Annotated in this window: 11 protein-coding genes and 1 riboswitch; of the genes, 7 read left to right on the top strand and 4 right to left on the bottom strand. The window is 50.3% G+C overall.

Annotated features, from left to right (window positions below; translation table 11 throughout):
• Positions 1-3: 3 nt before the first annotated feature.
• From NDI52_RS11940 to NDI52_RS11925, 4 genes are all read left to right on the top strand, one after another.
• Positions 4-1,101 (top strand): amino acid ABC transporter substrate-binding protein, encoded by a 1,098-nt coding sequence (locus NDI52_RS11940; protein WP_190771570.1) that lies wholly within the window; start codon positions 4-6, stop codon positions 1,099-1,101.
• 80 nt (positions 1,102-1,181) lie between these two features.
• Positions 1,182-2,357 (top strand): ABC transporter permease subunit, encoded by a 1,176-nt coding sequence (locus tag NDI52_RS11935; RefSeq protein WP_190771569.1) that lies wholly within the window; start codon positions 1,182-1,184, stop codon positions 2,355-2,357.
• A 42-nt stretch (positions 2,358-2,399) separates the two neighbouring features.
• The gene (locus tag NDI52_RS11930; protein ID WP_190771568.1) at positions 2,400-3,611 is read left to right on the top strand and encodes an amino acid ABC transporter permease; all 1,212 of its coding nucleotides are present in this window, start codon (positions 2,400-2,402) and stop codon (positions 3,609-3,611) included.
• 228 nt (positions 3,612-3,839) lie between these two features.
• Positions 3,840-4,625, top strand: coding sequence for an amino acid ABC transporter ATP-binding protein (locus NDI52_RS11925; RefSeq protein ID WP_277874408.1), 786 nt, complete (start codon positions 3,840-3,842; stop codon positions 4,623-4,625).
• Between the two features lie 241 nt (positions 4,626-4,866).
• Here the strand turns inward: NDI52_RS11925 and NDI52_RS11920 are convergent, their stop codons facing one another.
• From NDI52_RS11920 to NDI52_RS11910, 3 genes are all read right to left on the bottom strand, one after another.
• Positions 4,867-5,547 carry a queuosine precursor transporter gene (locus NDI52_RS11920; protein ID WP_190771578.1) on the bottom strand — a complete coding sequence of 227 codons (681 nt, stop codon included), beginning with the start codon at positions 5,545-5,547 and terminating at the stop codon, positions 4,867-4,869.
• A 141-nt stretch (positions 5,548-5,688) separates the two neighbouring features.
• The gene (locus NDI52_RS11915) at positions 5,689-5,784 is read right to left on the bottom strand and encodes a cytochrome b6-f complex subunit PetL (RefSeq protein ID WP_190771577.1); all 96 of its coding nucleotides are present in this window, start codon (positions 5,782-5,784) and stop codon (positions 5,689-5,691) included.
• A gap of 173 nt (positions 5,785-5,957) precedes the next feature.
• A complete protein-coding gene (locus NDI52_RS11910; protein ID WP_190771567.1) occupies positions 5,958-6,926 on the bottom strand; it encodes a putative 2-dehydropantoate 2-reductase in 969 nt (322 codons plus the stop codon).
• Positions 6,927-7,291: 365 nt separating this feature from the next.
• On the opposite strand from NDI52_RS11910, the gene NDI52_RS11905 reads away from it, so the two are divergent.
• Positions 7,292-8,869, top strand: a complete 1,578-nt coding sequence (locus tag NDI52_RS11905; protein ID WP_190771566.1) for an AMP-binding protein — start codon at positions 7,292-7,294, stop codon at positions 8,867-8,869.
• Positions 8,870-8,960: 91 nt separating this feature from the next.
• On the opposite strand, the gene NDI52_RS11900 is transcribed toward NDI52_RS11905, so the two are convergent.
• Positions 8,961-9,620, bottom strand: a complete 660-nt coding sequence (locus NDI52_RS11900) for a DUF1295 domain-containing protein (RefSeq protein ID WP_190771565.1) — start codon at positions 9,618-9,620, stop codon at positions 8,961-8,963.
• Between the two features lie 285 nt (positions 9,621-9,905).
• Positions 9,906-10,072, top strand: a riboswitch (cyclic di-AMP (ydaO/yuaA leader).
• 120 nt (positions 10,073-10,192) lie between these two features.
• Here NDI52_RS11900 and ntrB point away from each other — a divergent pair.
• Positions 10,193-11,032: a nitrate ABC transporter permease gene (gene ntrB, locus NDI52_RS11895; RefSeq protein ID WP_190771564.1), complete on the top strand. Its 840-nt coding sequence runs from the start codon at positions 10,193-10,195 to the stop codon at positions 11,030-11,032.
• Positions 11,033-11,130: 98 nt separating this feature from the next.
• Positions 11,131-12,552, top strand: coding sequence for a CmpA/NrtA family ABC transporter substrate-binding protein (locus tag NDI52_RS11890; protein ID WP_190771563.1), 1,422 nt, complete (start codon positions 11,131-11,133; stop codon positions 12,550-12,552).
• Positions 12,553-12,613: the final 61 nt, after the last annotated feature.

Here is a 12,613-nt window from a genome sequence, read left to right as displayed (position 1 = left end):
ATCATGGCTAAGTGGAGATCTTTGCTGTTTGCAGCAACGCTTTCAGTTATCACTCTGACAGGTTGTACGTCAACAGCACCGTCTAATTCTGGTGGTGCGGGGGGTGAGGGAACCACCGCAAATGCCAGTGCCGGTAGCCGATTGGGAGCAATAAAATCGCGCGGCAAACTGATTTGTGGAGTGGAAGGCAGTATCCCTGGCTTCAGCTTCGTTGATTCCAGCGGGGCCTACTCAGGATTGGATGTGGATATATGCCGGGCTGTGGCAGCGGCTGTATTTGATACGTCCGAAAATATTGATGAAAAGATCGAATACCGTAACCTTGACTCGACCGAGCGTTTTACCGCTCTGGCCGGGGGTGAAGTGGATATGCTATCTCGTAATACCACCTGGACAAGTAGCCGAGATGCTGCCGGTGGTAATGGTCTGGAGTTTGCTCCCACCACTTTCTTCGATGGCCAGGGCATGATGGTTACCAAAGCCAGCGGTATTACAGATTTAGAAGATTTGGCTGGTAAGTCGGTCTGCGTGGAAACAGGAACCACCACCGAGCTGAACTTGGCTGATAAAATGCGCGCTCTGGGCGTTCAATATAACGAAGTTAAATTCCAGGATTCTGACGCGACCTACGCAGCTTATGCTGAAGGTCGTTGCGAAGCAGTGACATCTGACCGCTCTCAGCTAGCGGCTCGCCGGACAACCCTTGCCAACCCTGACGATCACGTCCTGTTGGATGTAACGATGTCTAAGGAACCTTTGGGACCTGTAACAGTTAACAATGACTCCCAATGGTTCGACGTGGTTCGGTGGGTGACCTATGGCTTGTTCCAGGCTGAAGAGTTTGATATTAGCCAAGCTTCAGTGCAAGATGCGGTGAAGAGTGAAAACCCGGAAATTCGTCGTTTTCTTGGCACTGAGGGTGACCTGGGGAGCCAGCTAGGCCTGAGCAATGATTACATGGTAAAAGTAATTGCTGCGGTCGGTAACTATGGCGAGGTTTATGAGCGCAACGTGGGTACTGGTTCGCCCCTGGCGATCGACCGCGGCCTCAACAAACTCTGGACTGAGGGCGGCCTGATGTACTCGCCCCCATTCCGCTAAGTTCAATGATTTTTTAGGAGGCTTTGGAATGTGGTTCCAGAGCCTCCTCTGCGTTTTAACTGTGCTTGAGGCTCCGGAGTATGGCTCCAACTGGCGATCGCGATAAAATTCCCCTTTGGCGAGACGAACGATTCTGGAAAATCGCCATCCAAGTTATTGTTTTAGTGCTTGTTGTTCTAATTCTTTCCACGCTGTTTGGTAACGCCTTTCGAACACTGCAACAGCAGGGGCGGCAATTCAATTTTGGTTTTCTTTTTAACCCCTCAAGCTTCAATATTGGGGAAACAGCGATTCCGTATCGACCCCAGGATCCCTACTGGAAGGCATTCCTGGTGGGCTTGGTGAACACCTTGCGTTTGATTCTGGTGGGGTTTGTATTGACTACCCTGTTAGGGGTTATCGCTGGAATTGCCAGTTTTTCAGACAACTGGTTGGTGCGTAAGCTCAATCAGGTTTATGTAGAACTGATTCGCAATACGCCGCTGCTGCTGCAACTGTTTGTCTGGTACTTTGGCATTATTTTTGGCCTAGCCGGAGCCCAACCCCGGCAGATTCTTGGTTTCTTCTACATCACGAAGTTGCAAGGGGGTGGGGTATTTATTCCCTGGATGGCCAGCACACTAATCGCCTGGATATCTCTGGTGCTGCTGATATTAGCCGCAATTGTTGGATTTTTCCTCTGGCAGTGGCGGTTGAAGGTGATGGAAACCCAGGGCGCTTCGGGTAAACCGCAATTAATTGCCTTACTGGTGTTGGCAGGAGTCGCGTTATTCCTGTTGCTGTTTGGGTTGGGTTGGCAGTTCCCGAAGCCCAACGATACGGGTGGTATTGCGGGTGGCTTGCGGTTATCGCTGGAATATACAGCCGTTTTAGGCGGCCTGGTATTTTATACCGGAGCGTTTATCGCGGAAATTGTGCGAGCTGGGATTCAATCTGTGTCAAAAGGGCAGTGGGAAGCAGCACGGGCATTAGGGTTAAACTCAGGGCTCTTGATGCGACTGGTGGTGTTTCCTCAGGCACTTCGCGTCATTATTCCCTCTTTGAACAGCCAATACATGAACCTGGCAAAGAACTCCAGTTTAGCTCTGGCGATCGGCTATCCCGATATTTACTCCACTGCGTCCACCACGTTTAACCAGACGGGGCGTCCCCTCGAAGTATTTTTCATTATTGCGGCGACCTATCTACTCATTAACCTGGTCATCTCAGTGGTGATGAATACGCTGAACCGCTCAGTTCAATTGCATGAACGTTAATTTCCCTTCAACCGCATTTAGTAAAGTTGTTTGGCGATCGCCATGACCACCACATTCCCTCCTTCCTCAAATCCACCGGCCCAAGCCTCCACCGGCGCTGTGGCCTGGCTACGTAAGAATCTTTTTAATAGTATTCCCAACAGCATTCTCAGTGTAGTGCTGCTGGGAACCCTGGCCTGGTTTGTGCTGAGTTTTGTTAAGTGGGCTACGACGACGGCGAAATGGACCGTTATCCCAGCGAACTGGCCGCTCTATTTCGTGGGTCGTTATCCTGCGGATCAGCACTGGCGACTATGGGCAATACTGGCGCTGATTGGCATTCTCAGTGGCCTTAGCTGGGGTATTCTGTCGCGCAATGTAGCGAAGCTGTATGGTTATGGGCCACTGGCTGTTATTGGGGTAGCCGCTTTGTTTGCGGTCATTATGCCAACACCTGTGCTGTACCGTGTGGCACTGCTTGCGGTCATTGGTCTGCTAGTAGCCTCCGCCTGGGTTGGGCAGCAGATGGGGCGCTCACAACCCGAATTTGGGAAATGGGTGTCGTTTGCCTGGATGGCTTCTTTCTTTGTGGTGATGTGGCTACTGGCTGGTGGTTTAGGCTTGAAGCCTGTTTCCACGAACAACTGGGGTGGTCTGACGCTGACCCTGTTTGTGTCAGTCGTTAGCATTTTGCTGTGTTTCCCCCTGGGAGTTTTGCTAGCTCTGGGACGGCAAAGTTCCTTGCCGGTCATTCGTTTGTTGTCGGTGCTGTACATCGAAATTATTCGAGGGGTACCACTGATTGCCATTCTGTTCATTGGCCAGAACATGATCCCGTTGTTCCTGCCGCAGGGAATTCGTCCAGCAAACGTACTGCGAGCCATTATTGGATTAACGCTGTTCAGTGCGGCCTATCTGGCTGAAAACGTGCGAGGTGGTTTGCAAGCGATTCCCCGAGGACAGGTAGAAGCGGCAAATGCCCTGGGCTTAAATCCTGCTCTCGCCACCGCGTTGATTGTGTTGCCCCAGGCCCTTAAGATTTCGATTCCGGCTATTGTGGGTCAGTTTATTAGTTTGTTTCAAGACACCACGCTTCTATCCATTGTTTCGATTTTGGAGCTGTTGGGTATTAGCCGTGCCATTCTGGCAAACCCCAATTTTATTGGGCGATACTGGGAGGTTTACCTCTTTATCGGAGCGATTTTCTGGGTGTTTTGTTATTTGATGTCGCTCGCGAGCCGTCGCTTAGAGCGCTCCTTAAACACAGGAAGATAAAGGCTCAAATGGTACGCCTCATGATGATCTGGTGTGATTGTTAACATTTCCTAGCGCTTCGTCACGCTATGGTAGTGCATATTATCTTTTTTGAAGATGGTCTGCCTGTGACACTTTTCTAAAAGTGCATCATTCAGCTTTTGAAGTGGACGTTATACCACGTCGAATGGGGTTTCAAAATTTTCAGGTTGGGCAGTCGCCGCTTAATGGACAGGAGATTCTAAAACAATGGCGCAATATCAAGCAGAGACAGTAAACGGTTCGACTCCCCCAGATAATGCTGGGCCGATGATTATCGCCCAGGATGTTGAGAAGTGGTACGACAATAATTTTCATGTGCTACGCGGCGTCAGCCTGACGGTACCGAAGGGCGAGGTGCTCGTCGTGATGGGACCATCGGGTTCTGGTAAATCCACCTTCATCCGTACCTTTAATGCTCTGGAATCCTACCAGAAGGGAAAGATTGTGGTGGATGGCATTCACCTTTCCCATGATGTGCGGAACATTGAAGCCATTCGTCAGGAAGTGGGAATGGTGTTTCAGCAGTTCAACCTGTTTCCCCACCTGTCAGTGCTGCAAAATGTGATGCTGGCTCCTATTTGGGTACGCCGTTGGCCCAAGGCAAAAGCTGAGGAGGTGGCCCTGCAATTGTTAGAACGGGTGGGTATTCTGGAGCAAGCAAAGAAGTTTCCCGGCCAGCTTTCGGGGGGGCAACAGCAACGGGTGGCGATCGCTCGTGCTCTTGCTATGCAGCCCAAGGTCATGCTTTTCGACGAACCCACTTCCGCCCTCGACCCCGAAATGGTGCGAGAAGTGTTGGATGTCATGCGTAGCCTGGCTAAATCTGGGATGACCATGGTGGTTGTAACCCACGAGGTTGGCTTTGCCCGTGAGGTTGCTGACCGCGTTGTTCTTATGGCCGACGGTCTTATTGTTGAAGAAGGAACTCCCGAAGCCTTCTTCAATAACCCGCGAGAAGAACGAACCCAAAAGTTTCTCTCGCAGATTCTATAGCATTACACGCTTAGAACCAGGACAGGTTGTTTTTGAAAAGCCGTGCGAACATGGCTTTTCAAAAACAACCTGTCCTAAAAAGATAAAGGCAGAGCGTGGGAGTGAATCCTCACGCTCTGCCTTTATCAGAACCAGGACTTACGCATTCTTGTTGTGTGGTGTGCTTCGCACACCACACAACAAGAATGCACTAAACGTCGTGAACCTGCGTAAGTCCTAAGAATAAAATTATTGAAACAGCCTAACGGTTCACCCCTGAAAAATGAAAGGGATTGAAATTGGTTTCTGTATCGTAAAAATCCTCATTTTCCTGGCGCTTTAACCAACCCGTAATGGCGTAAGTAATCGGTGTGAAGAGAATTTCGACGCCACACTTAAACAGGTAATTTGAGATCACCAACGTCCAAAGCAGATGACTGGGGAATACACCACTGAAGGCGATCGCGACAAACAATGCCGTATCAACCAATTGCCCCACCAGCGTTGAACTAATAGTTCGTAACCATAACCAGCGGCCTGCGGTTGCGATCTTCAGTTTCGCTAAGGTGAAGGAATTGGAGAATTCACCCGCCAAATAGGCAACCAAACTCGCCATTACAATCCGAGGGGTTTGCCCCAGGATACTCATATAGGCATTCTGCAATGGCCAATCAGCGGCAGGGGGCAGCGCGCCTACAATGGCAAAGGTCGCCGTCATAAGCGCGGCACACAGAAATCCCAGCCAGATCACTTTGCGCGATCGCCCATAGCCATACACCTCTGTCAGGACATCTCCAAAAATGTAGCTAAGGGGGAAAATTAACGTCCCGCCATCAAAGGTAAACGGTCCCAAGACCAAAATTTTGGTGGAGGCGATGTTGGAGATTAGCAGCACCGCAACGAAGAGTGCTGTGACAGTGTCGATATGGCGGTAGGCTTTCATGGGCGATCGCAAGGATGGAATATTGTTTGCAGGGGGTACGTCCCTCATTCAAAATCTATCGTGTGCAGAAACGAAAAATCGTGCTGGTGTTAATCTTTGAGATCGTTAACCAGCACGATGAAGTTTAGATCAGATCAATTTCTAGATTAGCTTAACCAAACGTAAGCCGTAGTAGAGGCCAATAGCAGTACCAGCGGCACCACCCAGCATGACGATGTAGGCGATCGCTCCACCCATAACATTTACTCCATCCAACACGATATTTTCTTATCAATTCTCCATTGAATCATGTTGTGGGCATGGATAACCAGGTTTTGTGTCAGCAATTCTCAGCTTTGAAGCCCGAAAATAGCCCGCCGAAGGCGGGCTATTTTCGGGTTGGATTCCAAAATAGATATGGCCTGAGGTGATTAGGATTGAGCCCGCACCTGACGATTGTGGCGATCCAGAAACTTCAACTGTTGATAGAGCATCTCGATGCGCGGCAAGCTGACGCCGCCTGACATAGCCGTGCGGAGAGGACTGCCATACATCGCTTCTACTTCTAAGGGGCGCTTTTCGTCGTAGTCAATTTTCATGCTGGTACGGTAGGGTTTCATGGCATCGGTGTGATCCAGCATGACTTGCAGAAACTCATCAGGGATATGGCGTCCCTGGGTTGCGGCTCCCTGCTGTACTTCTTCCATCAAACGGATGGCTAAAGCCCGAGCGTAGAGGTCTTGCATGATGTAGTCCGTCGTGGCATCGAGCACAACCGATAGACCATTGAACGGAATATTCCACATCAGTTTCTTCCAGCGGGCCAGCACCAGATCCTCGGCCATTTCAATGGGAATGCCCGCTTGTTCAAAGTCGGCAGCAATGGTTTTGAGGCGATCGCTCACCCCGCCAGGCGAATTGTCCCCTGTATATTCTCCCATCGTGATTTTCTTATAATCCAGATGGTTAATGTGCCCTGGCCCTGCTTTATTGGAGCAGAGGAAACAAAGGCCACCGATGACGCGATCGCTCCCAACAATTCTGGCTGCTTCTGCTTCGACTCCGAGGCCGTTCTGCAACACTAACACCACACCATCCGGCTTCACAATAGGCGGCAGTATTTCTTTCAAGAGGTGATTTTGCGTTGTTTTTAAGGCCACGATGACGACATCACAGGCCGGCATATCCGCGGCGTTACTGTAGGCATTGACCTGAGGCAATACAAAGTTGCCATCCGGAGAGTCTACTTTCAAGCCGTGAATTTTTACATGCTCATAATCACGGTTAAGCAGGTAATGCAACTCCATCCCTGCCTGTTGCAACCGTGCTCCGTAGAAGCCGCCCAGTGCTCCTGTGCCGACCACGGCGTAACGAAATTTGGATGTATTGGTGGTGGTCATAACGGCTCCTGGATACGAATGCGCAGGTGAATGGAATGTATAACGGTTTGTGCGGGGAAAATGACCCCGAAAAATAGATGATGAAACATTCTCTAAGATACAGACAGCACGGCATCTCGGAAAAGACATCACATATCATCAGCATTCCCAGTCGCAGCGAGGAAGCTGTGTTGAGTCTTATGCCAATTCATCGAACTTCATAACAGGTATGCTCAACCTACCGGTCTGGGTATCTGCCACAATCGCAATCTAATCTAGTTCAACCAGTCGTAAATTTAGATAGGGTTTACGGACGTAGGGGGCTTAGCACCCATACTCGCAAGCTCTACCTAAATTTATGACCCAAGCGACTCGGGTCTGTGCTCATGCCCACCATCACGGACATTCTTCACCAGCAAGTTGAACTTCGTCCTCATAACCCTGCGATCCTTGATCCCGCTTGTAACCAATTCCTTAGCTTTGCCGAACTGGAAGGCGCCTCAATTCAGGTCGCGGCTCGTTTACTGCAAGACGGATTACAGCCAGGGGACACCGTGCTGATTTTTCAGCCCATGTCGGCGAAGCTCTACATTGTTCTACTTGCCCTATTTCGATTGGGCCTTGTGGCAATGTTTGTTGATCCATCTGCGGGGCGATCGCACCTGGAACAGTGTTGTGCGATCGCTCCACCTCAGGCCCTCATCGCCAGCCCCAAAGCTCACCTGCTTCGCCTCACCTCCTCCACCCTGCGCCAAATTCCCCGCCACTACTCCACCGGCTTCACTCTTCCCCAAACCCCCGCCCTAAACCTGGAACGTGCCGCTGATTCATTGGATGTGGAGTATCCAATGAATCAACTTCTACAGCCTTCCACGCCTGCTCTCCTTACCTTCACGAGCGGTAGTACCGGTCAGCCCAAAGCTGCGCTTCGTACCCATGGATTTCTGCTGGCGCAACACCGTGTCCTCGCCGATAGTCTGTCCCTCACTCCTGATACCATCGACCTCTCCACCCTGCCCATTTTTGTATTGGCGAACCTGGCTTCCGGTGTGACGAGCTTGATTCCCAATGTTGATTTACGCTATCCCGGTAAAATTGATGCGGCACGAGTGATGCAGCAGATCCAACGCTACCGCCCTGTAAGCACAGCCGCTTCACCTGCGTTTTTGGATCGGCTGGCAGACTATGCTGAATCTTACAGGGATGACAGAATCGAACTTTTATCGAGTTTCCAACGCATTTTCAGCGGTGGCGCACCTGTTTTTCCTGATCTACTGGAACGCCTACAGCGGCTTGTACCCGACGCTACCGTCACGGCTGTGTATGGCTCAACCGAAGCAGAACCGATCGCCCATATTGACTTTGCGGAGATTCAGGAGGGCGATCGCCAGGCCATGCAACAGGGCAGTGGGCTGCTGGCTGGGCCTCCGGTGTCACAGATTCAACTGCGCATTTTGAAATTTCAATGGGGAACACCCATTTTGCCACTGACCCAGATAGCGTTCGATGCGCAGTGCCTATCGTCCGGCGAGATTGGCGAGATTGTGGTGAGTGGCGACCATGTGCTGTCCGGCTATTGGCAGGGGCAGGGAGATGCCGAAACAAAATTTCGAGTGGATGATGTGCCATGGCATCGGACAGGAGATGCCGGATACAAGGATGCTCAGGGTCGAGTCTGGCTACTAGGTCGATGCAGCGCTCGCATTGAGGATGATCGAGGAACGCTTTATCCTTTTGCGGTAGAAGCCGCCGTGCGTCAGTACCCTCAAGTTCGTCGCAGTGCTCTGGTGAGCTATCAAGGAAAACGGCTGCTCGCTGTGGAGTGGGCACAGGAAGGGGATATAGAGGTACTGCGATCGCAACTGGCATGGGCAGGAGTCGAGGAGGTGCGATCGCTTAAAATTCCTGTCGATCGCCGCCACAATGCCAAGGTCGATTACCCCACTTTATATAACAAGCTATAGCTGCTATTTACGTTAGGACAAAAAGGGTGGGGCGGCGCAATGCGCCGCCCCACCCTTTTTGTCCTAACGTAATGGCTATGGGAGAGCGCTGTCACCAAATCAAAGGAAACAAACGGGTACTGGATTGCTGGTAAGCAGCAAAGTCAGGATATTTCGCCGCCATAGATTGTTCTTTTTGGGTAATACGCTGCAGATATAGAAGAAAAATTACACCCGGCAATAAGAAAGCCCATACTGAACCAGAAATAACGCTGAAGCTGGTGTATCGCATTAAATCCCCAAGGTAATTCACGTGGCGCACAGAACGCCAGATACCATCATTGACCAGACTGGCTCCCATATCCTTAGCGATCATTTTCTGAACATCAGCAGCAGTATTGATCAGAGTTCCAAAAATATAGAGAGGCAGTGCGACTGCGACTGCACCGTATGGAATGGGATTGGGGTTGATAAATGTGAAGTAACCTGGCAGAGCGTAAAACACACCTACAAATAATAGGACAACTAGAAATGTAGCCAGCCCAATCTTGTCCGTGAAGATTTGCTGACGGCGTTGGGGAAACAACCATTGCTCAAGTAACCACCAACCGCAATAACTGATGTGTAGACAGAGATAAATAACTTGCCTCTGATCGTGAATGCCATAAATCAGGGCTAAGGTAATGAGACATAGAATGGTAATAGCCTTAGCAACATTGATCGCGGTTAGTTGAGTAACTTGCAAGCCAAGTGATGGTGTTGATGTTTGCATACGTCCGATAAGAGCTTGTTCTTAAATTAACTTAAGGCGGTAGTTACTGTCCTAGGCCTATGTGAGCAGCACAACATTTTAGGTTTTATGCTGCAACTGAATTGAGTTACTTGTAGACTCAAATAGTGTAATTGGATACGTTGTAAGCCATCACTCAGATACTTTAAATCCTTGACTTTGAATTGATAGAGCGTGAATACACCAAGGGTTTGAGCAAAAAATCAAAAACATTTTCAACAAAAATATGGACAATTTCAAGATTTAGATGTTAAGGTTTTAGGCAACTGAATAAGTCAGCCTAATTTAGACGTCTCTTGTCCTTAAAGGGCAGAGGCAGAAAAAGCGGGGGAACCAAGCTCATGTAGCTCGTGGGGCGTATCTGCGGAGATTGCAGAGGGGTATCTCTCAACCCTAGCCCGTCAGCTAACCTCGTAGGCATTGAGAGAAGACAGAGCGATCGCTCCAGGAAAAGGTTTATCTTCCTTTCACCTGTAGTGCCAGTTTCATCTTCTTTAGTGACGTTCAGTTACGACGATAACTGCTCCTCTCGCTTGAAGTGAGGCACTCTGCTTATGCCATTACTGCTGAATCTGGCAGTCGATGCCAGCAACGTAGTTGCACGTCAGTTTCGTGCTGTTTTTCTGCGGGAAAAAGTCCTGCTACCTCTGCTAGGTTTTGCAATTCTGATTGCGTTTTGGTGGTTGCTGGCAACGATACGTAGCGAGATTATGCCAACTCCATGGCAAGCGTTGGTGGAGAACTGGGATTATATTTCGCATCCCTTCTACCGTCGTGGCCCAGGGGATTTAGGGATTGGATGGTTGCTCATTGCAAGTATTCGCCGTGTTCTCATTGGCTTTACTTTGGGAGCATTGGTTGCCATCCCCTTCGGCTTTTTAATTGGGCTCTATCGTCCTGCTATGCTGGCGTTAAATCCCATTATCCAAATATTGAAACCGGTGTCTCCGTTGGCATGGTTGCCGATTGCGCTAGCCATCTTTAACCTGGCAAATCCCTCTGCTATTTTCGTTATTTTTATTACGTCGCTGTGGTCAACCATTATTAATACGGCTCTGGGTGTATCCAGTATCCCGCAAGACTATGTGGACGTGTCCCGGATGCTTGAGATGCCTCGCTGGCGACAATTAATTAAAGTGGTGTGGCCCGCAAGTTTGCCCTATATCTTCACCGGATTGCGCATCAGTTTAGGAGTTGCCTGGTTGGTGATTGTGGCGGTGGAAATGTTGACGGGGGGTATTGGGATTGGATTTTTCGTGTGGGATGAGTGGAGTCGGTTGAATCTTAGCTCCGTGTTCCTTGCCGTTGTGGTAATTGGCTTAACAGGATTGGTGCTGGATTGGATACTGACTAAGATTCAAGAGCTTGTGACCCGTCGACCTGCGCGTTCTTAACTGCTGGTTGAATCGATCCTTCTTAATGCCGATCCAGAATCGAATCTTCTCAGCCTCTTAGAAACGCTGTCCCATCACTGAAATTTTGAGCACTGCGTATGAGTAACCGCAATCGTTGGACGCGGCGAGACTTCCTCATCGCCGCAGGGGCAACCGCCGCTGGAGTTGGAATATTTTCGGCTGATGTGAACGGCGATCGCTCTCCTGCCACCTTCAGTTCGGAAGCGTTGGCTGTGGAACCTGTCGTCGATCCCAGCACACTTGAAAAGCCAAATCTGACGGTAGGCTATGTACCAGTGAATGACTGTGCGCCATTTGCGATCGCCTGGAAGAAAGGTTTCTTTCGCAAATATGGGCTGACTGTGCGCCTCAGTCGGGAAGCCAGTTGGGCAACATCCCGTGATGGCGTCGTGTTTGGCCGGCTAGATGCGGCTCCCGTTGTGTCAGGGGCCGTCACTAATGCCCGTACAGGGGCAGAGGGTGCCCGGCACGCACCGCTCTGTGCTGCTATGACAATTCACCGTCACGGCAATTCTCTCACCATGAACAAGGCCATGTGGGAATCCGGAGTGCGTCCGTGGCATGAATACAACGGGGACTTGGAAGCCTTTGGGCGCGATTTCCATCGCTATTTCACGAGCGTTCCACCCAGTCAGCGGGTAATGGCGGTGGTGTTGAGCTCTGCCATTTACGAATACTTTGTGCGGTACCTGATTGCTGCCGTTGGTATCAACCCCATGGAAGAATTCCGCATTATCATCGTGCCGCCGCCCCAAATGGTGAGCAACATGCGGATTGGTGCCATGCAGGCCTATATGGTAGCCGAGCCCTGGAATACCCGTGCCATCAAAGGAAATGACGGTATTGGCTTTACCTTTGCCCAGGGACGGGAGATCTGGCGGGGGCATCCCGATCGCCTCCTAGCTGTACAGGAATCATTTATCAATGAAAATCCCAAAACTTATCGCTCCTTGGTGAAAGCGATGATTGAAGCCTGCCGCTATTGCAGCAATCCACAAAACCGGGAGGAAGTCGCCAAGCTCATTTCGGAGCGTTCTTTTACAGGTGCTAAGGAAAAGCTGACACGTCCGGCGATTATGGGTGAGTACGACTATGGCGGGTTTGATAACCAGAAACGGGTGATTAGCGAACCTGATGAAACCACTATTTTCTTTGATACTCCTGATTCGTTGGCTCAGGCGGCAGGTGGAATACCCAACATCCATTCCACCTTCTTGTGGCAATCCCAAAGCCTCTGGTTAATGACCCAGGCCGTACGCTGGGGGCAGATTCCCGCTGTGCCCACGAATGCTGAGCAGATCGCTCGTCAGGCCTGGCGCACTGATCTCTATCGTGAGATTGCAGCAGAGCTAGATATTGAGTGCCCGGCAGAGGATTACAAAGTGGAACCTGGTGCCTTATTTATTGATAATAAATCCTTTGATCCAAGCGATCCAGAAGGTTACCTCGCCAGTTTTGAGATCCGGGCTAACGGACCAAAATCTATCTATTTGTCCTAGCGAGGGCAACCTCATCAGCTTTGATCGCGCCAATCAATCGACGACTACCCCTTGTCTTCGC

It is taken from the genome of Leptolyngbya sp. PL-A3, assembly GCF_039962325.1.
In the GTDB taxonomy this organism is placed as follows: domain Bacteria; phylum Cyanobacteriota; class Cyanobacteriia; order Elainellales; family Elainellaceae; genus Vacuolonema.
The sequence above is the reverse complement of the archived record's forward strand: the minus strand, read 5'-3'. Positions and strand labels throughout refer to the sequence as shown.